This window comes from Granulicella mallensis MP5ACTX8 (assembly GCF_000178955.2).
GTDB classification, from domain to species: Bacteria; Acidobacteriota; Terriglobia; order Terriglobales; family Acidobacteriaceae; genus Granulicella; species Granulicella mallensis.
Map to the genome: position 1 here is coordinate 1,299,161 of NC_016631.1, position 25,481 is coordinate 1,324,641.

Genomic DNA, 25,481 nt, shown 5'->3' on the forward strand with positions numbered 1-25,481 from the left:
CCCGGTACTAATCCGTCCACGTCGCTTGAGCAGTTATGCCACTCAAGAACGCCTGTGGGTTGCTTCCCGTAAACCCAAATCCTTCAGCCTTTATGGATCACTTCGAAGACAGGGGCGCGACTACGATGCACCGCAAAGGTTTGGATTCAACAAGTTGTGGCCCCATACAAAACTAATCGTCGTAGTCGACGTCTTCTTCCGTAGGTATGTTCGGCAGGAAATACTTTTCGAGCGTTCTGAGGGTCCAAACGCACTTAATGAGAATGTCTTCGAGAACATCGGCTAATTCTTTTTCCCCCATTTCAAAAAATGGCTTTAGCTTTTCGTAGTTGTCTCCCTTTCGGTGGGCCGTGCTCGCCGAGCGCAACGCCTGGAGCTTGCGCAAAAACTGCATCATTGGATCACTGCGAAAATGCTGTGATTGTAACCATGTTTCAAATTTGTCCAAGCCTTTCGCATTTTCTTTGTTCGTGATTCCCTTTGCGAGCTCTTTCTCGTTCAGAGAATCGATAAACACTTTTGTGAGCGTTGCGATCTGCTCGTCAAACTCTCGTTGATCGTTGGTCAGGGGAACGCGAAGGATCTTGAAGGCGTACTCATCCTTGCCGATCAATGACCTGAAAAGTTCCCAGCCGAACTTCTTTTTCCAGTACTCGTTAAAGGCTAAAAACTTTTGCTTGAAGTAAAGATCGGCAGTCTGAGGAGTTGTGAATTGGCCGAGAATACTCCTCTTGAACGCAACCCTGCTCATATTCCCGGAAGGAAGATTAAATCCGCGCCAATACATCTGCTCTGTGTGAGAAAGGTGGCCAAGATCACCAAGAAAAACCATGACCGCTTCAGGTTGATTGTTGTCGATATGAAGGCTCCACAGAGCGCCACAGGACAGATACCCATCACTCACCGTGTATTTTTCCGGCTGCGAATAGTACTTGTTCAGCACCTCTTTTCGGAAACACACTGGCGTCAAATAGTGCGGCGCCCCCGGATTTGCCCCAAAGTAGTTTGAAAGCTCCGCTTCGTTGCAGGTGAATAGAGTTTCCCTGCCGTTGTCATCCGCACCAATGATGAAATCTATGTACTGCTTTTTCTGGCGCCCCAAAATGTCCGGTTTGAATGAAGAATCGCTGGAAACGAGCTTCTTTCCGAGAAGTCGCCCGTGGGACTTCTTTGTGTCATCTGAGAAACCCATCGACCGACCGACGCTAACAGAGTAGATGAATCCTGCTCCCTTCTTTTCTACCGAATCCTCTTCGATGCCGAGCTCTTCAATTGTTCTCGGAGAAAACAGGTGGTAGTCAAAAAATATCGCCAATTTCATCTTGCGAACAGTCAGATACTGACGGATCAAGAAGGTTTTGATCTTGATTTCGTCATTCTTCATTAGGACCGCTTCGTGCTCGTCACCGTTATCGTCTATACGCAAAAGCTTGCGACTCGACTTGTCATCATAGAGGTTGAAATAAAGACGGAAGTCTTCAGAGATTTCCCAATAGCCGGGTCTAATGTCGTGAAAACTACGATTCAATACAAGTGGTTCTACTCCTTTATCCGAAGAGCGAACGTAGCGAGTCTGTTCTTTTCCGTCTCTAAAGCTGGACTCTAGGCCAGGGCCGCCATCCCCAATCTGGATGTCCCATGAGGGATGTTTTAGCGCCATCTTTACGAGGGTGTTCTTTATGAGTGCAGAGTAGATGGCCACCCCATCAACGCCATCTCGGGAGGAGTAGACGGTGGTCCACTCGCCTTTGCCTAACCCGTCAATTTCCGCAATAAAACCTGCAAAACTCAGATCTTCTTCCGCCATATCAGGAGTTTACTCCCAAGATGCCTCGTCGCGGTTTCGTGCGCTTCCTCTCTTTACGGACCTAAGGGGGCACAATGGGTTGACGCCATCGCCAATGCGCTCATCGAGGCTAGATTAGTACCGACAAGTCGGCATCTCATCAGTAATTGTCAACTGACGAAATGCGCGTTTATTGGGAGTAACGAGAAAGCCCGAGGCTAGGTATTGGATTGGGCAAAACACGAAGTCCCAAAAGACTCTGCAAGTAGCGCATTCGTTTTATGAATTTAACTTCGGATTCTGGAGCACGATTGCGCTGATATCGGAGAAGAACGCGACAACGTTGGGCTCTTCGATCGGCGCCGCGCCTGGATGGGCACTGTGATTCCTATATTGAAAACATGTTTCCATTCGCTCCGCTTCATTCCCATCTAGGAGTTCTAATCCTTCTAGAATGACGATCAAATCGGTATCGAAGATGGTTTGCAGTTCTGCAAGGGTCGTGACCGCGAACTCCTTATTCCATCGCTTATATTTACCCGCAGTCTGAGCTTTTAGCTTTCGCGAAGTTGCGTTGAATTTATCAAGACCAAGACGAAGGATCTTTTGCTGAACCTTATCGATAGCGGCGCACCAACCTAAAACTATCGCGGCGCGCCGATGCCCCTGTTCCGCACATTCGATCGCTTCTTTCAGGTATTCCGATTCGTCTGGATTAGCAAGACTAGGGACCAGCTTTTGCAGGTCGAAGATGCTTTCGACTTCCGTGGCACTCTGTTTGATGGGTAAAACGAATTTATCTTCGAACTTCTTCAACGTTCGATCGATGACGGCCAAATATGAGCTTTTAAGATTGTTTGGTCTGCTCAGGACATGAAGTCTTTTCATATCTTCCGCCGTTTTTTCGATTAGGGCGGCAGGAAGTTTAGCCTTATGTTCAAGCGGGCTGCGCATCTCTTCGACCCACATATCAGCGATCGCGTTTGCCTGTTTGCTTATGTTGTTTCGGTTGATTCGTTCACCTGGCACAGCTGTGACCAGCTTCTTAAGCAGCTGCAGCTCTTTCTTGAACGCTTCCAACTTTTCTAGTAGCGGCCCTTTCATGAAGCCGCCGATAAATCTTTCACTACTTTCGCCAGTTCCTTCATGCCCTCTGTCGTCAGCTTTTGCGCTTCACCTTGGGCTTCCATCGCACCCGTAAAATATCCGGCTGTGGTTGTACCCTTGAAATTCTTGATGAAGTTCGCCTTATCGTAGAAACCTTTCTCTTGGCAGACCGAACGTATTTTCTCGGGATCTGCAGAGAGGACATTGGATTCTATGCCGTTCTTGAGTGCCAATAGCAAAGCCCACTCCACTTGGCCTCTTGCGACCTTGGTTGTCTGGGGCTCATGAACGAAGAGAACGCTTTGATCCTCATACATCAGCACAGCCGAAAGGTCCTCCTGCGTCAAACCCGTTTTCTGCATGAGCACCTTAACCTGTGAAGGTGTGGGTATTGTCCCGTTTACGCCAACTGGCGGTTTCACGTCGTTCGTATCTGCTGGCGGCTGTTGCACTGGCGGAAGGGCCGCTGTGGCTGTGCTTGGTGTGGAAGCGAGCAGGTTTTGCAAAAGGACTTCAAAGCAACGCTCTTTGAAGGACTGGGGGACAGAATCGGCGATTTCAGCGATCGCCTTGATCTCTTCTTTAAATTCCTCGTACTTCATAGACAGACCTCGTTCTTGCTACTGAGTTGTCGCTGCTGGCCACCAAATCGTTGCAGCAATCATAAACTGCAATGCTACTAAGACTCGCTAACCTCCTTGATAACTATTGAGGAGGCGTGTGAAACGGGGCCAGTGGACTAAATCCGCAGAAGTCGGCTTTTGGGATGTGATCTGTTTGAGGGTTTAGTGACGGGAGGGCTACGAGTTTCGTAGCAGCCTCGCTACTTCACCGGAGGCCCGTCGAAGTGAAACACCTCGCGCAAGGGTGACCACTTCTCGCCCGGCAGGGCATCGGGCATCTGGGCTTGCATCGGGTCCATGATCTTCCACCAGCGCTGGGTCTCGGGGTCTGCTGCCATCTTGAGCATGTCGGCTTCGTAATCGGTGCCGTGGTACTCGAAGTAGGCGAACAGCACACCGTTGCGCAGAAAGATGCTGTAGTTACGAATGCCGCAGTCGGCAATTCTTTCAAGTACGCTGGGCCAGACGTCGGCGTGGTAGCGAATATATTCGGCTTCGTCTTCGGCGCGGAGTTGGATGACCTGGGCGTAGCGTTGCAAGGGATTGTTCTCCTGAGGCGTTAGTAATTTCGTAATGCGGCGAGTCGATATCAGCCCGCAAGGTTGTGTCGTTTCAACCGTAGAGGATCACGGTCAAGCGGCGTGGGCCGTGAACGCCGCGGATGCGTGTCATCTCGATGTCGGAGGTCGCTGATGGTCCGGAGATCGTGGTGATGGGCTTGGTGGTTCGGCCTGCGATGGCGGTCATCGCTTCGGGTAGAAGCTCGAAGACCTGATCGCGGTGCACGAGGCAGATGTGGTGGTCGGGCATGAGCGTGATGACGCGGCGGCCCTGAGCGCCATCGTGTACCAGGATGATCGTGCCGGTCGCGGCCACGGCAGCTTCGCAGGTGGTGACGACAGCTGCAACGCCTTCGATCTCGGAGGTGGGGAGATTGTTGTCGGGCTTGAACTCGAAGCCTGCGGGAAGACAGGCAGCAGGGAACGCAGGAGCGACGAGGGCGCGGTGCTCGTCTGCATGCTGCAGGGCCTGCGCGATGGCTTGCGGTATCTCGGATTCGGTGGTGACCTGGAGGATCTCGCTGTCGTAGTCGACGAGCCGGTCGATGAAGAGCTCCAGGCAGGCTTCGCGACTGAGCTTTCCGATACGGTTGTAGGTGTGTGAGAGGCGGGCGTGCGCGGCCACGGGGTCGGAGGGCGCGGTGTGCAGCGCGGAACGGACGCGGGCAAGAATCTCTTCGCGGGCGGTCATGCTTTTCCCTCGGCTTTCTTTTCGCGTATTTCCTCGGCTTTCTTTTCGCGTGTTTCCTCTCTATTTTTATCGCGTGCTTTCCACCAGTCGCGGAAGCTCTGCTTGGGGATGGGGCGCAGATCGCGCGAGCGTGTCCAGCCGCCGGCCATGCCGGGGAGGTTGGTGAGCTGGCCGTCGCGTTTGAAGATCGTCTGGCCGATGCGCGCGAGGCGTTGCGCGGCCTCGTAGCGGTGATGATCCTGAAAGACCGTCGCTACAGTTTGCATCGCGATGTTCTCGGCGGAGAGCTTGCCGCCGAGCGTCTTCTGGTCTTCGCGAACGACGCGGCCGCGAAGGTGGATCAGCACCTCGGGGATGTTGATCTTGACCGGGCAGACCTCGTAACAGGCACCGCAGAGCGTGGACGCAAAGGGCAGGGAACGCGAGTGCTCCAGCGACTGCAGCTGCGGCGAGAGGATCGCGCCGATGGGGCCGGAGTAGATGGAGCCGTAGGCGTGACCGCCGGTCTCGCGATAGACGGGGCAGGCGTTGAGGCAGGCTCCGCAGCGGATGCAGGCGAGGGTCTCGCGCTCGATCTCGTCTTCGAGGAGTTTGGTGCGGCCGTTGTCGAGCAGGATGACGTGGAAGGCCTGCGGGCCATCGCCCGGCGTGACCCCGGTCCAGATTGAGTTGTAGGGGTTCATGCGCTCGCCGGTGGCGGAGCGGGGAAGCGTCTGCAGGATGACTTCGAGGTCGGCGAAGGTCGGGAGGACCTTCTCGATGCCGATCAGCGTGATGAGCACCTCGGGCAGCGTGACGCACATGCGTCCGTTGCCTTCGGACTCGACGACGCCGATCGAGCCGGTGGCGGCGATGGCGAAGTTCGCTCCGCTGATGCCGATCTTCGCGCGCAGAAAGCGGTCGCGCAGGTAGTGGCGGGCCGCGTTGGTCAGGTCTTCGGGCTGCTCGGTGAGCTCGGGGAGGCCCATCTGCTTGCGGAAGATGTCGCGGATCTCGACGCGATTTTTGTGCAGGGCCGGGACGACGATGTGCGAGGGCTCGTCGTGGCCGAGCTGCACGATCATGTCGGCGAGGTCGGTCTCGATGGGCTTGATGCCCGCGGCTTCGAGGGCGTGGTTCATCTGCACTTCGTCGGAGGTCATCGTCTTGACCTTGATGACTTCGAGGCCGGGCTCCGTGCCGCCGTAGTGGCGAATGAGATTGATCGCGATGCTGTTGGCTTCGTCGGCGTCGCGCGCCCAGTGGACTTTGCCTCCGGCAAGCTCGCAGTTGCGGGCGAACTCTTCGAGGTAGTGGTCGAGGTGCGCGAGGGTGTGCGCCTTGATGTCGCTGCCGGCCTGGCGGAGGTCTTCCCAGTCGGGCATCTCTTCTACGCGCAGTGCACGCTTGTTGCGGATGACGTTGGTGGCATGAGCCACGTTGCGGCGAAGCTGATCGTTCTTGAGCGCGGACTTCGCCGCGATGGGAAAGTCGGGTGCTTTGGAGGTCTTGCCGACGATGACACTCACGCGAGGCCTCCCGTGGGCTCGATGGGCTCGATGGACTCGAGGATCTCGGCCAGGTGCATGGTGCGAACCTTCGAGCCGGAGCGATGGAGGCCGCCGTAGATCTGCATCAGGCAGGAGTTGTCGAGTGCCGTCACGATCTCCGCGCCGGTCTGGACGACGCAGGCATCCTTCTCTGTGAGCATGGCGACGGAGACGTCGGGGTTCTTCACGGCAAAGGTGCCGCCGAAGCCGCAGCACTGTTCTTTGTTGGGGAGCTCCAGCAGTTTGAGGTCGCGGACGGAGCGCAACAGCTTTACGGGGGCATCGCCGACGTGCAGCATGCGGAGCGAGTGGCAGGAGGGGTGATAGGTGACGCTGTGCGGGAAGGTGGCGCCGACGTCTTCAATGCCGAGGCGGTTGACGAGCAGCTCGGAGAACTCGAAGACGCGCGGCAGCAGGCTGTGGACGTCCGTGAGGAAGGCGGGGTCGTTCTCGGCTTCGGCCATCATCACGTAGTGCTCGCGCATCATCGCCACGCAGGAGGCGGAGGGGACGCAGACGGCTTCGGCGTCGCGGAACATCTCGACGAAGCGGCGGACGAGAGGCACGGCCTCGCGATGGTAGCCGGTGTTGTAGTGCATCTGCCCGCAGCAGGTCTGCTGCACGGGAAACTCGACGGTGTGGCCCAGGCGTTCGATCACACGGGTGACGGCGATTCCGGTTTGAGGGAATAGCGTGTCGTTATAGCAGGCGACAAAAAGCGCGATACGCAGGGAACTCCTCCATGGAGCGTATATCAGGAGCGAAAAACAGTTTTCAAAGAGATTCTAATCTCTTTGGTGGTGGCAGCAATGTTATGTGAAGCTCTTCTGGTTGTTGCCTGTAGCTTTCGGGCGGTTCGGGCGAAGAACGGGAGGAAGCAGGTTCACTCGCTCCGCTCGGAATGACAAACAAGAAAAGCAAAAGCAAAAGCAAGAGCAAAAGCAAGAGCAGATTCCCTTCGGGAATGACAACAAGAAAAACAAAGGCAAAGGCGAATTCTTACCAGGCCACTATTCTCAACTTACCTTGAGATAACTTCCGTAGCCGACCACGACTGTCGAGCCGATGAGAAGAGCGAGTCCGCAGCCGACCAGCAGGCGCGTGCGCAGGCTGGTGTCCTTCCACTCTTTCAGGGCGATGCCCCATAGGTTCGCGAAGATGATGATACTCGCCATGTGCAGCGTCCAACTGGCGAAGTCGTACTTGCCCATCTTGGTGGTGCCCATGGAGTAGAAGAAGAACTGGAAGTACCAGATCACACCGGCAGCGGCCGCTAGCAGGTAGTTGCGCGTGAGGACGCTGCTGCTGATGCGTTGGGTGAGGTGGCGGGGGTCGATGTCCTGCAGCGTCTCGCCGGTGACGACGGCGGTGCCCATGGGGTTGTCGCCGGGTTCGCCGGCGAACTGGCCGATGGAGCGGTTGCGAATGATCAGAATCGCCGACCAGATGAGGTTGGTGACGAAGCCTCCCCAGAGAACGACGATCAGGACGGGAAGGTTCGACCAGAGATCGGTGCTGCCAGCGGCGATCAACTCGGTGCGAGCGATGTCGGCGATGGGCTTGCCGGCGTCGAGGCCGAAGGCGAAGAAGGAGCTCATGATGCCCGCGAAGATCGCGATGATGAGGCCTTTGACGAACGAGAAATCGCGTTCCCCGGCTGCGGCCTTGTCCTCTTCGCTGATCTCCTGTTCCTTGGAGTAGCCGGCGGCGCCGCTGACGGCGATGGCGAGGATGCACATCGCGACGCCGCACAGGATCACCTGCCCGGAGCGCTCGCTGATGATGGTGTGCATCTGGCCGTGAAAGATGGGCGGGATCAGGGTCCCGAAGGCCGTGCAGAAGCCCAGCGCGATAGCATAGCCCAGGCCCAGGCCGAGGTAGCGAATCGCCAGGCCGAAGGTGAGGCCGCCGACGCCCCAGAGAATGCCCCAGAAGATCGCCCAGCCGATGCTCGAGGCCGGAGCGGCGCGCAGCACCCGGAAGAGGTGCGGAACGAAGATGGAGGCCAGCAGCGGCGGGGCGATCAGCCAGGCGGCAACGCCCTGGATGATCCAGTAGATCTCCCACGACCAGCGTTTAATGCCGCGAAACGGTATGAAATTGCTGGCTGAGCAGAGACCGCCGAGCCAGTGAAAGATGACGCCGATAAAGGGATTCGGTCCCACGTTGACCTCGAACGCACGTTCCGGCGATTGATTTCGACAACTTCCGGTGGCGCAGCTATCCTAACTGATAGGGAGATCGATAAGAAACAATTTTCCTATTGAAGGAAGCTTTTTGAGGGAGTAAAAGAAAGTACGTAACATTTCTCCTGCCAAAAAGTTTCAATACGTATTATAGTTCCGTTTGAGAAGAAGGCCCGCTTTTGCGTCAGCCCGAGGTGAATCGCTCCATGCCAACCGATCCGATCAAAGAGCGGGTGTTTCGCGCACTCGATACCTTCGCCATTGAGATTCCCTCCTGGGGCTTTGCCAATACGGGGACGCGCTTCGGCAAGTACATCCAGGCCGCTGCGGCCACCAATATCGAAGAGAAGTTTGCCGACGCCGCCGAGGTCCATCGGCTGACCGGGGTTACGCCGACGCTGGCCCTGCATGTGCTGTGGGACCTGCCGAACGGTGTGGCCGATGCTCCGAAGATCCAGGCGCTGGTCGAGAAGACCGGCATCCGTGCGGGGTCGATCAACCCGAACCTGTTCCAGGAGGCCGAGTACAAGTACGGCTCCATCTGTAACCCGAGCGCGGAGATTCGTGCGAAGGCCACCGCACACCTGCTGGATTCGGTCGCGATCGGCAAGGCCCTGGGAGCCGCTGAGGTCTCGATGTGGGTGTCCGACGGATCGAACTACCCCGGCACGCAGAGCATGCGCCGCCGTATCGGCTGGATGAAGGAAGCGCTCGCGAAAACCCATGCCGCGCTCGCGCCGGGGCAGATCATGCTGGTCGAATACAAGCCCTTTGAGCCGGCCTTCTATCACACCGACATCGCCGACTGGGGCATGGCGCTTGAGCTCGCGCGCAGCGCCGGGCCGCAGGCAAAGGTGCTGGTCGATACAGGCCACCACTACCAGGGCACGAACATCGAGCAGATCGTTGCGTGGCTGATCGAACTGAATGCACTGGGCGGCTTCCACTTCAACGACCGCAAGTATGCGGATGACGACCTGACGCTGGGCTCGATCGATCCGTACCAGATCTTTCGTATCTTCCACGAGATCCTGTTCGAGCAGAGCAAGGGCGGGGCGTTCAAGTCTCCGGCGTTCATGATCGACCAGAGCCACAACCTGAAGGGCAAGGTCGAGGCGATGGTGCAGACCGTCGTTACCGCACAGGAGCTCTACGCGAAGGCTTCTTTGGTGGACCAGGACACGCTGGCAAAGCTGCAGGATAGCTGCAGCCTGGTCGATGCGGAAGAAGCCTTCCGCGGGGCGTTCTGGCAGGATGTTCGTCCTCTGCTGGCGGAGTGGCGTGAGGCACGCGGTCTGCCCGCCCATCCGTTGGCTGCCTTGCGCGAGAGCCGCTATGTCGAGCGCATCACCGAAGAGCGCAGGGAGAAAAATGCCGGGGGCGGAAGCTCATACGCCTGAGATCCTTGTCAAGGGCGTAGAGTGCCGGATGAGGGGCCGCAAAATTGCAATTTCATCTTGAGGATGCACGAATTCATTAGGGGAATTGGCGCTCCTTGCCGATAATGGACGCGTAGGTTTCTAACTAGTCCTAAAGAGGTTGTAATGGCGCCCAAGACAAAGACCAAGCGGCTGTACCTGATTCCTGTACTCACCAAGGCTCTCGATATCCTTGAGCTTCTGCAGAATGAAAACCAGCCGATGGTGCTGGAGACGATCCACAAGCGCACCAAGATCTCAAAGACGACGGTCTATCGAATTCTGAAGACCCTGGTGCATCGGGGCTACGTTGGGCAGACGGCGGACCGGCACTACCGGCACATCGCACGGCCCAAGAAGCTGCGCTTCGGCTTCGGCAGCCAGAGTGCGGAGATGCCATTCTCCGAAGCTGTGACCGTTAGCCTGAAGGAAGCGGCAGCGGCGGTCGGCGTCGATTTGCTGGTGCTGGATAACCGCTATAACGCAGAGACAGCTATTGAGAATGCGGAGACGTTTATCCGCGAGCGCGTCGACGTCATCATCGAGTTCCAGGTGGACGAGCACGCAGCGCCGATTATTGCCGACAAGATCGCCGAGGCGAAGATCCCCCTGATTGCAGTGGATATTCCGCATCCTCATGCGACGTACCTGGGCATCGACAACTACCGTGCGGGTCGCGAGGCAGGCGGGGTGCTGGCGGAGTTTGCGCAGCAGCGCTGGGACGGCGAGATCGACTGGATGGTGGGGCTCGATCTTGCGGAGGCCGGGCAACTGGTGCAGAGCCGCATCACCGGGGCGTTTGAGGGCGTGAAGACGCGGCTGCCCAATCTGCCCGTCGAATGCTTCGTGCGGATCGACGGCAGGGGAATGCGCGACATCAGCTACAAGGTGGTCCTCGACTTTTTGAAGCGCCACCCGAAGGACAAGCACATCCTGATTGCGGCGGCGAACGATACGAGCGCGATGGGCGCTATCGCGGCCATTCGCGATCTGGACCGTGAGAAGCACGTGGCCATTGTGGGACAGGATTGCCTGGAGGAGATGTTGATCGAGATGCAACGGCCGGGAAGCCCGGCGATTGCTTCGATCTCTCACGAGGTGGGGCTCTATGGTCCAAGGCTGATTGACCTTGGCTTGGCTCTGCTGCGCGGAGAGACAGTGGCTCCATACAACTATGTGGAGCATCGGGCTATTACGGCGGACCGTGCGGGTCGTGTGCTGGAAGCGGATGCTGGCCTTACCGTGGCGGCCGCGGCTTCGCAGGCGGGCGGCGAGAATAAATCCGCGCCGAAGCGCAGCCCGAAGTTGAAGCAGGGCGCGGCGCGGAAGACGTCGTAGCCTGGCAGTCTTTCACCAGAGCCCATATGGCTGCCTTTGTTTTTCTTTCTGTCATTCCCGCAGGGAATCTGCTGGCTAGAGTGGCACGATCTTGAGCGGGAGGACTCCGGTCCTCCCGCTACGAGTTTCTGAACTGTGGTTTAGCTTCTACGGAAGTCATTCAGGGCTGGTCTGGGGCAGCTTGTCTCGCCATGGCTAAAGAAGGCAATTCAGTCGCTCCGGCTACGCCTTCACTCCGGCCTTCGGCAGAAAGGAAGGAACCTTTGGGCGATGCCTTGGTGGCCTGGCTGAAGCCAGGCCCGTCCGGTTTGTGCCTCAACAAACTGTTTGTACCTTTCACCCCACAAAACAGTTTGATAGCAGATCCTGGCATGCTCCTTCGTGGATAGAGTCTTGCCTCTCCGAAACAGAAGCAGATTCCCTGCGGGAATGACAAAAAGAAAGGCAAGAGCGAGTTGGATAAATACCCCTATAGAAATAGTTGTTCTATTGATAGTTGGTGTGTAATCATCATTACGCCGCGAAACAGGCGCGAGACCCACCACAGGAACCGATATCAGAATGACAACCTCGAACAAACTCCACTTCCTCGAAGACCGCTGGGATGAAGCCGTAGCTTCCAAGCTCGACGCTCCAGAGTTGTTGCGCTACCGCTCGAATCTGCTGGGCTCCGACCTGCGACTGACGAACTTCGGTGGGGGCAACACGAGCTCGAAGATCGAAGAGATCGATCCGCTCGACGGGCAGAAGAAGACGGTGCTCTGGGTCAAGGGTTCCGGCGGCGATCTGGGCAGCATCAAGCGCTCCGGCTTTGCGACGCTGTACCTCGACAAGGTGCTGTCTCTGGCCAAGAGCTACAAGGGTGTTGAGTTCGAAGACGAGATCGTCTCGATGTATCCGCTCTGCACGTTCAATAACAATCCGACGGCGGCTTCGATCGACACGCCGCTGCATGGTTTTCTGCCCGCGCCGCATGTGGATCATCTGCACCCCGATTGGGCGATTGCCCTGGCTGCCTCGGCCAACGGCAAGGAGAAGATGGAAGAGTTCAACCAGCGCTTCGGCCACAAGATGGTCTGGGTGCCGTGGCAGCGTCCGGGCTTTGAGCTGGCGATGATGCTGCAGAAGGCCGTGGCGGCTACACCCGGCTGCGACGGTGTCGTACTCGGCGGACATGGTCTGTTTACGTGGGGACAGACGCAGCGCGAGAGCTATCTGAACACCATCACGATCATCGATCAGCTCGGACAGTTCATCCAGGAACACGCAGCGAAGAAGGGACCGAGCTTCAGCGGTGCGAGGTACTCGTCGCATGAAGAGCGGAAGAGTCTTGCGGTGCAGTTGATGCCTGCGATTCGCGGCCGCGTTTCGGCGAAGCAGCGGGTCATCGGCAGCTTTACGGATGCGCCGGATGTGCTCGCATTCGTGAACTCGAACTCGGCGAAGCAGCTGGCGCATCTCGGCACGAGCTGCCCGGACCACTTCATCCGCACGAAGATTCGCCCGCTGTTTATCGACTGGAATCCGACGGGGAGCATTACCGATCTCGAGGCCAAGCTGGATGAGGCTCTTGAGACCTATCGCGCCGAATATGCGGAGTACTACAAGGCCCACGCGGCGCCGGAGTCTCCGGCCATGCGCGATGCCAGTCCGACGGTGGTACTTGTGCCGGGCGTCGGTATGTTCAGCTTCGGCAAGAACAAGGCGGAGTCGCGCATTACGGGTGAGTTCTATATCAATGCCATCCACGTGATGGAAGGCGCGGGCAGTATGGACGAGGGCAAGTTGCCTGCAGAGTTGCCGCAGGCTGGTTGCGCGCCGACGTCGGCGTTCAGCGTGCATGAGAACTACGTAGCGCTTCCGCCGAGCGAGGCCTTCCGTATCGAGTACTGGGCGCTGGAAGAGGCGAAGATTCGCCGCCAGCCTCCCGAGAAGGAACTGAGCCGCCGCGTGGTCCTGGTGGTCGGCGGCGCTAGCGGCATCGGACGTGAGACCGTTCTGCTGGCCGCGGAACGCGGTGCGCACATCGTCGTTGCGGATCTTTCGCTTGAGGCTGCGCAGAAGGTTGCGGACGAAGCCAAGGCGATCGGCGGCAAGGAGTGCGCGGTGGCTGCGGCGATCGACATTCGTAAGCGCGATGCGATCAAGAGCGCCCTGGACGCGACGATCGCGGCCTTTGGCGGCATCGATATTCTAGTCAATACCGCTGCCATCTTCCCGACCTCGCCCGACGGTATTATCACGGACGCGCAGTGGGGTGTGACGCTGGAGATCAACGTTACTGCTAACTACCTGCTCACCGATGAAGCGCAGAAGGTCTTCAAGGCACAGGGAATTCCGGGCAGCGTAGTGCTGACCAGCTCAGCCAATGCGGTTGTGGCCAAGCGCGGCTCCGAAGCCTACGACGTGAGCAAGGCGGCGTTGAGCCACCTGGTGCGCGAGCTGGCGATTACGTACTCGCCGCTGCTGCGCGTGAACGGCATCAGTCCGGCTACGGTGGTTAAGGGATCGACGATGTTCCCGCGCGACCGCGTGAAGGCCTCGCTCACGAAGTATGGAATTCCGTTCGATGAGAGCGGAAGCGATGACGAGATCCGCAACCTGCTGGCGGCGTTCTATGCCAAGCGCACGCTGACGCATGTGCCCATCGATCCGAAGGACTGCGCAGAGGCGATCCTGTTTGTCGGCGGCCCCAAGGCGCCGGTGACGACGGGCCACCTGATTCCGGTGGACGGCGGCCTGACCGAGGCGTACCTGCGATGAGTGTGGACGGTACAGCGGCAACTCTTCCTCTTCCGGTTCCAAATGACCGACGGGCTCTGGTTGCTATCGATCTGGGAGCAGAGAGTTGCCGCGTATCGTTGCTGCGCTGGCTGGAACAGGGTCCCCGGATTCAGCTTGTCCATCGCTTTGCGAACCACGCTGTCGAACGCGCGGATGGTCTGCGGTGGGATCTCGGGATGATCCTCGAGGGGCTCTATGTTGGCCTGCGTCAATGTGCGGAGATCGCGACTGAAGGGGTACGGTCGATTGCTGTTGACGGTTGGGCCGTGGACTATGTGCGGCTCGACGATCAGGGCACGGCCATCGCCGATCCCTTTTGTTATCGCGATGAGCGTACGGTTGCGGCTGAGCCGGTATTGCACGAACGTCTCTCCGCTGAGCGGATGCGCGAGATTACGGGTCTCCAGCTTCTACGCATTAATAGCGTCTACCAGATGTTTGCCGACGATGTGGAGAAGAAGAAACACAGCTGGCTCAACCTGCCGGAGTATGTTCTGCATCGGCTTGGCGGCCGCGCGGTCTCGGAGCTTACCAATGCGACGCATACGCAGATGGTGGGCCTCGATGGCGAGTGGTCGAGTGAGATCTTCGCTGTGCTTGGGCAGTCGATAGCGGATGCGCCTCCGATTGTTCCTCCGGGAACCGACATTGGAAGAGTGCAGGGCGAGTTAGCGATGCTGCCAGCGTTTGAGAATACGCGTCTGATCGCTCCGGCGTGTCACGATACGGCTTCGGCGATTGCGGCGATTCCCGATCCGGGTGATGACTGGGCCTACATTAGTTCGGGTACGTGGTCGCTGGTGGGAACGCAGTTAGAGGCTCCGGTGAATTCGGCTACCGCGCGGGAAGAGAACTTCACCAACCTGGGCGGCGTCGATGGGACGATCTGCTTCCATAAAAACGTGAACGGCATGTGGCTTCTGCGCCAGTGCATCGAGAGCTGGAGCACAAAGGGCACGACGCTCGATCTGCCGGCATTGGTGGAGGCTTCGATGACGTTTGGCCCTCGTGAGTATGTGCTAAATGTGGATGACCCTGACCTGATGCTGCAAGGCCATATGCCGGAGCGCATCAACGCGCAGCTTCGCCGGCGCGGGTTGGCGGAGTTGAGCACCGAGGCAAAGGACGCGGCGGAGATGGCTTCGTTCCTCTTCTACAGTTTGGCGGCGCGCTACGCGCATGTGCTGCACAGCGTCGCGGAGATTACGGGCAAGCGCTTTCGGCGGCTCTACCTCATGGGCGGCGGAAGCCAGAATGAGTTCCTGAATCGCCTGACGGCTGAGGCTACGGGACTCGAAGTGTTGCGGGCGGGTACGGAGTGCTCGACCCTGGGCAACTTTGCTGTCCAGCTTGCAACCCTGGAGAAGACGGGCGAGACGGTGTCGCGACCGGCGTGCGTCTGGGCGGCTAGCCTCGCAAACGCGCAGCAGAGCTAGAACACACTTGAAACGGTTCCATCGATAGCGTGCCTTACGGATGAATCGCCCCTAAATTGTCATCTCGACTGGAGCATGATGGTTTTGTCGTCATGCGGAGTGGAGAGACCTGCAGGTTGTTCGCACAGGCGATGGTGCTGGTACAAGCAAACTGCAGGTCTCTCCACTGCGGCGGCAGAAAACGCCGCCTCCGGTCGAGATGACAATTTAGGGGGAGGGTCGAAAACGACCACCTCGCACTAACCGCCAAGAACAGGCAGCAGCAAAAACTGCGCTATGCTGAATCCACACGAATCATCCAGTTGGTTAATCCGGCCCAGTCCGCTGGGTCCTTAACCGAACTTCTATCTGCGAGGTTGAACGATGGATTCTTCCACGGTCGCGACGATCAGCGACGGCCCGGAGACAGCGACCTCGCCCTCGTATGGGTTGCGGCAACAGGTGCTGTCGCCGCTCGAAACCCTGGCGCAGTCCATCTCTCTGATTGCACCCAGCACAACGCCTACACTGACGGTGCCGCTGGTCTTTGGATTGTGTGGGGCGGGTACGGGTCTCGCCTATCTGATTGCCCTGGCCGCAATCGTACTGGTTGCATTGTGCGTGGCGAGTTTTGCGCGAGAGTCGGCGTCGCCCGGCTCGCTCTATAGCTATACGCGCTCGTCGCTTTCTCCGGCGTGGAGTGCGCTTACTGCATGGGCGCTGTTCTTTGCGTATGTGATGACTGCGTCATCGGTCATCGGAGGCTTCCTCAACTACGCCTATATCTTTCTCGATGAGTACCACGTGCATGTGTCTCCTGTGCTGCTTTCGCTGGTGGCGGCGGGCGGAGCGATGGCGGTCGCGTATCGCGATGTAAAGGTATCGACGGAGATGATGCTCTGGATCGAGGCGATCTCGGTATGCCTGATTACCTTCGTCGTCGGCATTACGCTGTGGAAGCATGGTCTGCATCTGGACATGTCGCAGGTCCGCCTTCGGGGAGTCTCCGCGCAGCAGGTACGGATGGGCGTCATGCTGGCGATCTTTAGCTTCGTGGGTTTCGAGAGCGCGACGACCCTTGGTGCGGAGGCCCGCGAACCTCTGAAGACGATTCCTCGCGCTGTGATCCAAAGTGCGCTGCTGGCGGGTTTATTTTTTATCGTTTGCGCGTATGGTGAGGTGCTTGGATTCCACGGAGCCTCCACAACGCTGGATGCCAGCGCCGCGCCGTTTCACTACCTCTCCGCGCAGGCTGGTGTCAGGTTTGTCGGCCCGATCATCGATGCGGGCGTGCTCGTCAGCATGCTGGCGGCGACGCTGGCCTGCGTCATCGCGGCCTCGCGCGTTCTGCTGCTGATGGCGCACCACGGTTTGGCGCATAGCCGTTTCGGAGTGACGCACGCCCGGAACGAGACGCCCGGTATGGCCAGTATTCTTGCCGCGATACTCGCCTTTGTGCCTGTAGGAGTGCTCGCTCATCGAGGAGCCAGCGGAGCCGATATCTATGGCTGGATGGGCACGCTCGCCGTCTTTGGCTTTCTTACGGCGTACACGCTGGCGGCGATTGCGCTCGCCGTACATCTGCGGCGAGAGCAGCGTCTGGGCGTGGTGTCAGGTTTGCTCGCCGCTGTTGCTACAGCGGCGATGATCGCTGCGCTGCTGTGGAATATCTTTCCCGTGCCGCCTGCGCCACAGCGGTATTTTCCTTACATCTACCTTGCGTACCTGGTGTTAGCGATGGCCTGGTATGGGATCAGCAAGCGGCGTGAAGCGTAGAAGCCTGCGCGCGAGCCCTGAAGAGCATATTTCTATTGGCCTGAGATGAATTCTCAGTTATTCTTTGGTTATCGCAACAGTTCATGGGACGCAATCTGCTGCCCTCATCCAGTATCTGGCTTCGAACTTAACCATTCGATCAAATGCATTTTTGCATTTAGTCGAATCGCTCAGTAAGTGTCCTTGAGGCACGGCGCGGAGTTGTACCTGCCGTCGAAACTAGAACGTACAACCCCGGAATACAGGGGGCTGTCCCTCCGTTTTCAGACGTACCGATTACACAGGAAACGAGTTTCAGAACAACGGCCGCTGGGCTGCATGCGATACGTGTCTCTTCTTTGCAGCTCTCCCGTAGGTTCTTCCCAGGAGGTAACACCTTGCTCTCCCTACGCAGAATGGCCGCGGCCTTTGCTCTTTCCACCCTCTGTCTCTTCCTGCTTGCGCCGAGTGTTGCGCGAGCGCAGCAGACTCTCGGGGGGATCGTTGGAACAGTGACCGATCCTTCGGGAAGCGTTGTGCCTGGGGTGCAGGTGAAGGCTGTTTCGGACGATACCAAGCTTACCCGCACCGCGCAGTCCAGCGCACAAGGTTCCTACACACTGAATGACCTGCCTATCGGTAAGTACACTCTGACGTTTACGCGAGACGGTTTTTCAAGCCAGAGATATCCCGGCATCCTGGTCCAGGCTGACCGTACGATCACTCTTCCGGCGCAGCTTGCGGTGGGAGCTGTATCGGATTCCGTAACCGTCGATGTCAATCCGCTGCTCAATGCGACCGACACCACGAACGGCTATGTGCTCGATAAGTCTCAGATTGAGGCGATTCCTCTGCCGACCGGCAGCTTTACGGGTGTAGCGATTCTCTCGCCTGGAGTTAACTCCGAACTTGCGGGTGGTACGGGCGCGAACTCCGGCCTGGGCAATGCTCCCATCTGGGCCAATGGCCAACGCGATACCAGCAACAGCTTCTCGTTGAATGGCGTCGACGCCAGCAGCCTGTTCAACGGCAAGAGCACCAGCCAGGTGGGTTCGGCTCGCGTAATCAATAGCACGGGGGTTTCCACCAGCAATGGCGCGGCTGGCGTCATTCAATCCGCAGCCTCGATCTATCTCTCGATCGGCAACGCCATTCCTACTCCGGCTCCTGAGACGATTGCCGAGGTTCGGGTCAACGCTTCGATGTATGACGCCCAGCAGGGCTCCACCTCTGGTGCGCATATCGACATGAGCACTGCCTCCGGCACGAACACCTATCACGGCACGCTTTATGGCCGTCGTGGCACGAACTGGATCAATGCCGCGCCCTTCTTCTTCAAGAACGATATGGATGTTCCCGACAACCTGAAGAACCCCGAGCTGCACCGCTATCTTGTCGGCGGCACGTTCGGTGGTCCCATCATCAAGGACAAGCTCTTCGGTTTTCTCTCCTACCAGCATCTGCACGTCTCCGATCAGGAGATCGGGGACTCCTTCATGAACGTCCCCGTCGGCCTCTCCGACAGCACTCGTAGCGCCTCAGGCTTTGCGAGCATCGTGAACGCACAATTTCCAGATGCCAACCAGACTCTTAGTGCCGGCAACATCGATCGGACGGCCCTGGCTCTTTTCAATTCGCCCGCACTGCCCGGGGAGCCCGGAAAGTGGCTCATTCCCAATGACACCGGATCGGCAAGCCTGTCTCCGACGCATCCCTTCAACGCCTTCCTTCCGGGAACCGGCCGCTTCAAGGCGGACATGCTGGTCGCGAACCTCGACTACAACGCTACGACGAAAGACACCATTGCGTTGAAATACTACTACCAGCACGATCCCACGCTTGCGCCCTACTCCTACTCCAATGTTCCCGGCTTCACCGAGCACCTCGACTCCGGCGCGCAGGTCTTCTCTATCGTCAACACCTACCTGGTGAAGTCCAACCTGAGTACGACAGAGACGCTGGGTTTCCTGCGCGAGAAGACCTGGGGCGACAACGAGCAGCCCTTCGGTCCGAGCGCTATCCCCGGCGGTTCGGAGGGTAATGTCTCGATTAACGAATTTGGGTCGAACTACTTTCCCGGTGTTTCGATTGTGAATGTATTGGGCAGTGCTGCAGCCAACGCCGGTCTCTCCGGCACGGGCATTCTGAACATCGGCCCCAATGCGGAAGGGCAATCGTCGAACACGGGTGTCTTTCAGAACCGCTTGCAGCCTACCGGCAATGCGATCTGGACGATCGGCAAACACACGGTCAGCTTCGGAACGAGCTACAGCTATACCCAGCTCAACACCATCGACAAGCGTACGGGCACCGGTACCGTCGCCACGGACGATCTGAGTGCGTTTGCGCAAGGCTACGTCACTCCTGGCAGCTCTTCTACGAGCTTCTATGTCAGCTCTTTCCTGCAGGGCGATGCCAGCCGTTACTATCGGGCGAACCAGATTGGAAGCTACGTGCAGGACAAGTTCCAGGTCACGCCGACTCTCAGCTTGACGGCCGGTGTGCGCTACGACTGGGACGGTGGACTAACGGAGAAGCAGGGTCGCATCTTCAACTTCGATTTCCCCGATGCCAGCCACCCCAACGATCCGAACGCCTATCAGTACAACGCGGTAGCGGACGTGATCACGCAGCCCGGCTTCATCATCGCCGGTAACAATGCGAACGGTACTTCAGGTGTAAGTCCAACGACTCTTACCGGCCGCCAATGGGGGATTGGTCCGCGTATCGGGGCAGCCTGGCAGCCCGAGATGTTCCATAACAAAGTCGTTATTCGTAGTGGCTTTGGCATGTACTACGACCGTGGCGAGCTGTTCAGCTATTTCTCGCCCGGATATGCGATCGGCACCGTTACCGGCGGGCCCTTCGGCGTCAACCAGCAGCTTCCTTTTGTCACTGCGCAGAACTGCCCGAACAACACTCTCTACGACTATTACATTCCTACCTGCGGCACGAATAACCTCGGGCCGGGTAACACGAACGACCCTTTCTCCCCTCCGAACCAGACGCCTACGGCGGCAACCGGTAACCTGGCTAATCCTTATACGAATGTTCAGTCCGCGGCCCCCTCCAATCCCAAGGCCTCTGACCTGAGTAAGTACCTGCCTAACCTGGGGGAGATTAACAACGGAGGGCGGCCGATCTCGCTGGGCGTTTATGATCGTGGCAACAAGCTGCCCTATACCTATAACTACACGCTGGACGTTCAATGGCAGCCACGCAACGACCTGGCCGTTGAGTTTGGCTACGTTGGCAATCTTGGCCGTCACCAGGTCATCCCTGTTCCGTTCAACCAGCCGGGAATTGCTTCACCTACGAGTCCTATTCATGGCGAAACTCTCTCCTACGGTTACAACGTAGGCGGAGCTACGCTGAATAATGGCAGTAGCTACGACACCGATTATGAGGGAGGCAACGTCGACCATCGCGTTCCTTATATCGGCTATGCAGCGGAATCGATCGACTATAAGGCTGCCGGTGTCGATGCCTATAACGCGCTGACGGCCCACATTGAAAAACGTATGAGCCACGGCCTGCAGGTCGCTGCTTCTTACACCTACTCCCATGCGCTCGACGAACAGAGCGGGCTGGGACTTTTCTATAACGGCAATAACCCGCTCAATCTGCGCGACGGGTACGCTTCGTCCGACTTTGACCGCACGCATGTCATCAACTTCAACTACGTTTACAAGCTGCCGGATTTTGCTACCAAGTTCACCGCTAAAGGCTACCTGGAAAATGGCTGGTCGCTGGTCGGCCTTACCGTGCTGCAGAGCGGTCAACCTTACAGCGTCATCGATTTCAGCGGTGCCATCGGCAGCGTTTACTACGGTGTCAGCGACGGCATTACCAACCCCATTGTGCCGCTGGCTCCTGGCTGTACGCCGAAGAATGCCAAGACCGGTCTCTCCGGAGCGTTTGGAGACTTTGCTCTCAAGACCTCCTGCTTCGCTATCCCGGTGCTGCCGGCGGGAGGCTTGAATGGCGCTATCCCCGCCTCCGATCCTTACGAAACCAACTTCACTACCGGACAACGCAATATCTTCCGCCAGGCCTTCCAGAAGCGTGCGGATGCTTCCCTGGTCAAGGTCACCAGCATCACCGATCGTTACAGCCTCAAGTACACGTTCGATGTCTACAACCTCACCAACACCAGCAGCTTCGATGTTCCTGGCAACGAGGTGTCGCAGAACCAGAACTACAATGGATTCCCGGTCGCTGGGACCCCGGTTCTACCCACATCCTGCAATGCCAGCAACACGGGTTTCTATAACTGCCCCTTTAGTCTTGGTTCTGTCACCCACACCATCGGCAGCGCGCGCCAGATTCAGATGTCGTTGCAGTTGAGTTTCTGACGCGGTTCATCTCTGAAGCATAAAATGGCGAAGCCTACGGGCTTCGCCATTTTTGTTTCGCTATCCGGAGGATGACTTGCGGGGGTGAGTTGATGAAGATCGCCAAATAACAGCTTCATGCCTTCTTTAGGCATACTTATCTATCCTTATAGAGGAGAGATTTTTGTCCGTTCGCTTCAGATCCGTCATCGCCACACTCGCAGCCTGCGTATTGGTTGTTGCGTTCGGGGCTATCAACGTCCGGCATACGTTGGGCCTCGCGACCACGATTCCGCTCTATATGCTGCTGACGCTCCTGGTGGCATGGCGAGTCGGCTTTCGCGCAGCCATGGTGGTATCGATCTGCGCTACGGTGAGCCTGGACCTGTTTTTTGCGCAGCCGCTCTTTACGCTTCGCGTCGCTGCGCCAGAAAACATTACGGCCCTCGCCACATTCATCTGCGTGTCGCTGCTGGTGAGTTATCTATCCCATACGGTGAAACGGACAGATCAGGCCCTGCAGCGTCATGATGAGCAGCAGTTGGCGCTCTATGAGTTGTTGCAGCGTATGTTGCTCCTGGACTGGAGAGAGTCCGTCGGCATCCATCTCAGCATGCTGGTGCAGCAGTGCTTTCATCTCGACGGTGTCGGCCTCTGGGAGGCCCATGAAGAACGCTTTTCCTGGACTGGCGACGCTGAAGGGGCCGCCGCGGCTCTGAGAGCGGCCTTGTTGGCAGACCGTGATGTCGATTCCGAAAGCAGGAAAGAAGCGATCCGTGTGCTGCGTTCCGGAACACGTCCGGTCGGGGCGGTGCTATTGCGTGGCGACTTGATCGATCCGCTGATGGCCAGCGCGGTCGGCACGCTGATGGCCTCCGCACTGGAACGGGCGCGCGCGCTCAAAGCAGAGGTTGTGGCCGAGTCGGAAAAGCTCTCTGAGCAGCTTCGTTCTGCGGTGCTCGATGGGCTGGCGCACGCGGTGAAGACACCGCTGACGACGATTGCTATTTCGAGTGCGGGACTCTCCGAGATTGGCGGACTTACGCCGGTCCAGATCGAACTCGTCGATCTCATCGAAGGACAGGCTTCCCGGCTGTCGAGCCTTACCAATAAGTTGCTTCGTACCTCCAGGCTTGATGTCGGCGAGATGAGATTGCAACGGAAGCCGCTGGAGCTGCGTGCGCTATTGCAGGCGACGATCGAAGAGCTGGGCTCGGAGTTCGATACCGAACGGCTTCATACGCACTTTGAAGAAGGGCTGGCTATCGAGGGGGATCGTGAGTTGCTCAGTATGGCCCTGGCCCAGATTCTCGAGAACGCGCTGAAGTATAGCCCCGCAGCCTCTGCGATTGAGTTGTCCGCGAAGGCAGATGGGGGCTCCGTGATTCTTTCGATTCACAATGACGGCTCTTACATTCCGGTTGAAGAGCGGGCTTTGATCTTCCGACGCTTCTACCGCAGCCAGGATGTGGAGCATCGTGCTCCTGGCACGGGAATTGGGCTTTCCGTCGCGTTGCGAGCCGTCGAAGCGCATGGCGGCGAGTTATGGGTGGAGAGCGAGCGCGATACGGGAACGACTTTCTCTATCTCGCTCCCCGCTAAAGGTCTTTCTATTTCGTTATCTGCATAAAGGAGAAGCCAGTGACACAAGGCTCGGTACTAATCGTTGAGGATGATTCTGCTCTAAGGCACAGTTTGCACAGCACACTGCAGGCCCTTGGATTTACTGTGGCCGATGCCTCCAATGGAGAGAACGGCTTGCTGGAGCTGCGTAAGACCGCTTATGACGTCGTGCTGCTCGATCTGAATATGCCGGGTATCGGAGGCATGGCAACCTGCCACAAGATGCGGGAGGCTTATCCGCGGCTGCCTATTATCGTGTTGACCGTTCGCGACAAGGAAGAAGATAAAGTGCTCGCGCTGGATGCTGGCGCTGATGACTATGTCACCAAGCCCTTCCAGTTATCTGAGCTGGCCGCACGCATTCGCGCCGCTGTTCGCCGGGTGCGCACTCCGGTAGGAGAAGATACACGCGCGATACAGATTGGCGATGTGGCGATCGATCCGGTTACGCACCGCGTTACGAAGCGCGATGAAGAGTTGCATATGACGCCTAAGGAGTTTGAGCTGCTGCATCTGCTGATGCAGCATGCTGGAAAGCCGCTCGCGCATAATCGTCTGTTGAAGACGATCTGGGGATCGGAGTATGGCGGAGAGCGGGAGTATCTGCGGACCTATATCAGCCAGTTGCGCAAGAAGATTGAGGATGATCCTGCGGCGCCGCAGTATCTTCTTACAGAGAATTATGTCGGTTATAGATTTAGGCAGGAGTAAGTATTTGGGGTATGGCTCAAGCAGCCATACCTCAATTAGTTTATTCGTAGTCTCTAACATCGTTCTATCTCTCCACTGAAACGTCATCCTGAGCGCAGCGTCCCAGTTTTTGGGACGCGGAGTCGAAGGACCTCGAGGGGCATAATCCCTGCCCAAGCTCTCCGGACCTTTTCTACCTCGAGCGCTCGAGCCCGGACTTTCGTGGTGGAAAAGATCCCGACGGTATGGGTGAGATCAAACCCCTCGGGGTCCTTCGACTGCGCACCTCGCAGAAAGCGCGAGGCGCTCCGCTCAGGATGACGCTTTTGTGGGAAACAAGAAAGACGGGACATCTATCCTGGTTTTGCGTTACATCGTTGTGATCCAGAGCAACGGCTGCCGAACAGGGAAGTTGCGGATGATCTCCGCAGTCTTCGGATCGGGCGGAAGTGTGCGCCAGAGGGCGATGAACTTCGGCTCGCTATACGCCAGGCCAGCGAAGAGCAGGCTGGGCTGGCGGTTGGGCATGTCGTCGAAGTACTCCACGTCCTTGGGGTAGGGCCACTTGCTCTTTTCCTGGATGAACGGGAACATGAAGTCGACGGCCTTCCTATAGCGATTGCCATTGGGCAGAGCGAACTGCCAGAGGTCGTTGGCTGAGCCGTCGTTCGTGGAGATGAGCTGGCAGAGGATGGCCGTTACGTCGAGGTCGAAGAGCGAATAGCTATAGGGCTTGGTGCGCGCCAGCTCCAGAGGGAAGCTGCCGTTGGGCGCGAGCTGGTCGGGCATCAGGTTTTCTTTGAAGCGCTTGCGGCAGAGGGCGATGGCGTCCTGATTGCCGGTGTAGACGGCGAACGCCGCAGCCTGCGCGACCCAGCAGGTGCCGTGATTGTTCTTGGCGAGTTCTTCCTCAATGCCGTTTTTGGAGGTGCTCATCCAGTCGAGATATTGCGCGAACCACTCGTGCAAACCCTGGATCTCCGCAGGTGTGAGGACGTTGGCCTTCTCGATGTGTCGCATCGCGCGCGTGACCTCGATGAGATGCAGCGTATCGATGATGCCGGTACCGCGGCCGGGACTGACCCCGAAGATCGCCTGCGCATATTGCAGGTTGGGGTTCATCTTCGTTGCCGGATCGAGGAACCAGGCACGCAGATGGAGCGCGGCATGTTTGGCGTAGCGAGTGTCTTTGGTGAGCAGCCAGGCGGCTGTCAGCGCGGGGACGTGCAGGCTCAGGCGAATGAGGGCTTCACGATGGTCGTTGAAGTTCTGGGGGTTGGAGAGGCCGTCGCGGCGGATGTAGGGGCCGCCGGGGTTCTTCGGGTCCGGCCACCAGTAGTCGCCCTCGGAGAAGTAGTCGTGCGGGCCTCCGGTGCTGCGTGGCGAGTGTGATGCAGTGAGAGTGATCGGCGGTTGCGGAAGGTACTCATTCGCGGCGCGCAGGATTCGGTCGTGGTCGATGCGAGCGATCTCTTTTGCTGTGATTAGAGGGGCCGCTGTGGCTGCGAGTGCGCGCAACTGGGGTGTGAGTGCCAGTGCGGCGGCGGAGAGCGTAAAGCGGCGGCGATCGATCATGATGGCTCCTGGTGAGCTGAAAGACTTTGGATTCAGCTACGAGCTATGAGGTGACGAGCTACGAGGG

Annotated in this window: 17 protein-coding genes; 8 read left to right on the forward strand and 9 right to left on the reverse strand. The window is 57.9% G+C overall.

Going from position 1 to position 25,481, the window contains the following annotated elements:
* Nucleotides 1-172: 172 nt before the first annotated feature.
* The 8 genes from ACIX8_RS24370 to ACIX8_RS05515 all read right to left on the reverse strand — a co-directional run bounded on the left by ACIX8_RS24370 (nucleotide 173) and on the right by ACIX8_RS05515 (nucleotide 8,461).
* Complete coding sequence (locus ACIX8_RS24370; RefSeq protein WP_014264330.1) at nucleotides 173-1,807, reverse strand: hypothetical protein; 1,635 nt, start codon at nucleotides 1,805-1,807, stop codon at nucleotides 173-175.
* 258 nt (nucleotides 1,808-2,065) lie between these two features.
* Nucleotides 2,066-2,890 (reverse strand): hypothetical protein, encoded by an 825-nt coding sequence (locus ACIX8_RS05480; RefSeq protein ID WP_014264331.1) that lies wholly within the window; start codon nucleotides 2,888-2,890, stop codon nucleotides 2,066-2,068.
* A complete protein-coding gene (locus tag ACIX8_RS05485) occupies nucleotides 2,887-3,495 on the reverse strand; it encodes a hypothetical protein (protein WP_014264332.1) in 609 nt (202 codons plus the stop codon). Before ACIX8_RS05485 ends, ACIX8_RS05480 begins: the two co-directional genes overlap by 4 nt.
* A 221-nt stretch (nucleotides 3,496-3,716) precedes the next feature.
* Nucleotides 3,717-4,055 (reverse strand): L-rhamnose mutarotase, encoded by a 339-nt coding sequence (locus ACIX8_RS05490; RefSeq protein WP_014264333.1) that lies wholly within the window; start codon nucleotides 4,053-4,055, stop codon nucleotides 3,717-3,719.
* A 73-nt stretch (nucleotides 4,056-4,128) separates the two neighbouring features.
* The gene (locus tag ACIX8_RS05495) at nucleotides 4,129-4,767 is read right to left on the reverse strand and encodes a LutC/YkgG family protein (protein ID WP_014264334.1); all 639 of its coding nucleotides are present in this window, start codon (nucleotides 4,765-4,767) and stop codon (nucleotides 4,129-4,131) included.
* Nucleotides 4,764-6,275, reverse strand: coding sequence for a LutB/LldF family L-lactate oxidation iron-sulfur protein (locus ACIX8_RS05500; protein ID WP_014264335.1), 1,512 nt, complete (start codon nucleotides 6,273-6,275; stop codon nucleotides 4,764-4,766). Before ACIX8_RS05500 ends, ACIX8_RS05495 begins: the two co-directional genes overlap by 4 nt.
* Nucleotides 6,272-7,027 (reverse strand): (Fe-S)-binding protein, encoded by a 756-nt coding sequence (locus ACIX8_RS05505; protein ID WP_014264336.1) that lies wholly within the window; start codon nucleotides 7,025-7,027, stop codon nucleotides 6,272-6,274. Before ACIX8_RS05505 ends, ACIX8_RS05500 begins: the two co-directional genes overlap by 4 nt.
* Nucleotides 7,028-7,312: 285 nt before the next feature.
* Nucleotides 7,313-8,461 carry an L-rhamnose/proton symporter RhaT gene (locus ACIX8_RS05515; protein WP_014264337.1) on the reverse strand — a complete coding sequence of 383 codons (1,149 nt, stop codon included), beginning with the start codon at nucleotides 8,459-8,461 and terminating at the stop codon, nucleotides 7,313-7,315.
* Nucleotides 8,462-8,688: 227 nt separating this feature from the next.
* On the opposite strand from ACIX8_RS05515, the gene ACIX8_RS05520 reads away from it, so the two are divergent.
* The 8 genes from ACIX8_RS05520 to ACIX8_RS05555 all read left to right on the forward strand — a co-directional run bounded on the left by ACIX8_RS05520 (nucleotide 8,689) and on the right by ACIX8_RS05555 (nucleotide 23,860).
* A complete protein-coding gene (locus tag ACIX8_RS05520; RefSeq protein WP_014264338.1) occupies nucleotides 8,689-9,882 on the forward strand; it encodes a TIM barrel protein in 1,194 nt (397 codons plus the stop codon).
* Between the two features lie 144 nt (nucleotides 9,883-10,026).
* Nucleotides 10,027-11,238: a substrate-binding domain-containing protein gene (locus ACIX8_RS05525; protein ID WP_014264339.1), complete on the forward strand. Its 1,212-nt coding sequence runs from the start codon at nucleotides 10,027-10,029 to the stop codon at nucleotides 11,236-11,238.
* Between the two features lie 561 nt (nucleotides 11,239-11,799).
* Nucleotides 11,800-14,001, forward strand: coding sequence for a bifunctional rhamnulose-1-phosphate aldolase/short-chain dehydrogenase (locus ACIX8_RS05530; RefSeq protein ID WP_014264340.1), 2,202 nt, complete (start codon nucleotides 11,800-11,802; stop codon nucleotides 13,999-14,001).
* Nucleotides 13,998-15,458, forward strand: a complete 1,461-nt coding sequence (locus ACIX8_RS05535; protein ID WP_014264341.1) for a rhamnulokinase — start codon at nucleotides 13,998-14,000, stop codon at nucleotides 15,456-15,458. The genes ACIX8_RS05530 and ACIX8_RS05535 overlap by 4 nt, the downstream gene beginning before the upstream one ends.
* 363 nt (nucleotides 15,459-15,821) lie before the next feature.
* Nucleotides 15,822-17,213 (forward strand): APC family permease, encoded by a 1,392-nt coding sequence (locus ACIX8_RS05540; protein WP_014264342.1) that lies wholly within the window; start codon nucleotides 15,822-15,824, stop codon nucleotides 17,211-17,213.
* Between the two features lie 377 nt (nucleotides 17,214-17,590).
* On the forward strand, nucleotides 17,591-21,547 hold the full coding sequence (locus ACIX8_RS05545; protein ID WP_014264343.1) for a carboxypeptidase-like regulatory domain-containing protein: 3,957 nt from the start codon (nucleotides 17,591-17,593) through the stop codon (nucleotides 21,545-21,547).
* Between the two features lie 163 nt (nucleotides 21,548-21,710).
* The gene (locus tag ACIX8_RS05550) at nucleotides 21,711-23,156 is read left to right on the forward strand and encodes a sensor histidine kinase (RefSeq protein WP_014264344.1); all 1,446 of its coding nucleotides are present in this window, start codon (nucleotides 21,711-21,713) and stop codon (nucleotides 23,154-23,156) included.
* Between the two features lie 11 nt (nucleotides 23,157-23,167).
* Nucleotides 23,168-23,860, forward strand: coding sequence for a response regulator transcription factor (locus tag ACIX8_RS05555; RefSeq protein WP_014264345.1), 693 nt, complete (start codon nucleotides 23,168-23,170; stop codon nucleotides 23,858-23,860).
* A gap of 348 nt (nucleotides 23,861-24,208) precedes the next feature.
* Here ACIX8_RS05555 and ACIX8_RS05560 read toward each other — a convergent pair whose 3' ends face one another.
* On the reverse strand, nucleotides 24,209-25,414 hold the full coding sequence (locus ACIX8_RS05560) for an alginate lyase family protein (protein ID WP_014264346.1): 1,206 nt from the start codon (nucleotides 25,412-25,414) through the stop codon (nucleotides 24,209-24,211).
* Between the last annotated feature and the right edge of the window lie 67 nt (nucleotides 25,415-25,481).

What these genes read in the sequence shown, in the direction of transcription:
- ACIX8_RS24370 (WP_014264330.1), bottom strand. Translation starts at nt 1,807, where the DNA reads ATGGCGGAAGAAGATCTGAGTTTTGCAGGTTTTATTGCGGAAATTGAC.
- ACIX8_RS05480 (WP_014264331.1), bottom strand. Translation starts at nt 2,890, where the DNA reads ATGAAAGGGCCGCTACTAGAAAAGTTGGAAGCGTTCAAGAAAGAGCTG.
- ACIX8_RS05485 (WP_014264332.1), bottom strand. Translation starts at nt 3,495, where the DNA reads ATGAAGTACGAGGAATTTAAAGAAGAGATCAAGGCGATCGCTGAAATC.
- ACIX8_RS05495 (WP_014264334.1), bottom strand. Translation starts at nt 4,767, where the DNA reads ATGACCGCCCGCGAAGAGATTCTTGCCCGCGTCCGTTCCGCGCTGCAC.
- ACIX8_RS05520 (WP_014264338.1), top strand. Translation starts at nt 8,689, where the DNA reads ATGCCAACCGATCCGATCAAAGAGCGGGTGTTTCGCGCACTCGATACC.
- ACIX8_RS05525 (WP_014264339.1), top strand. Translation starts at nt 10,027, where the DNA reads ATGGCGCCCAAGACAAAGACCAAGCGGCTGTACCTGATTCCTGTACTC.
- ACIX8_RS05530 (WP_014264340.1), top strand. Translation starts at nt 11,800, where the DNA reads ATGACAACCTCGAACAAACTCCACTTCCTCGAAGACCGCTGGGATGAA.
- ACIX8_RS05535 (WP_014264341.1), top strand. Translation starts at nt 13,998, where the DNA reads ATGAGTGTGGACGGTACAGCGGCAACTCTTCCTCTTCCGGTTCCAAAT.
- ACIX8_RS05540 (WP_014264342.1), top strand. Translation starts at nt 15,822, where the DNA reads ATGGATTCTTCCACGGTCGCGACGATCAGCGACGGCCCGGAGACAGCG.
- ACIX8_RS05560 (WP_014264346.1), bottom strand. Translation starts at nt 25,414, where the DNA reads ATGATCGATCGCCGCCGCTTTACGCTCTCCGCCGCCGCACTGGCACTC.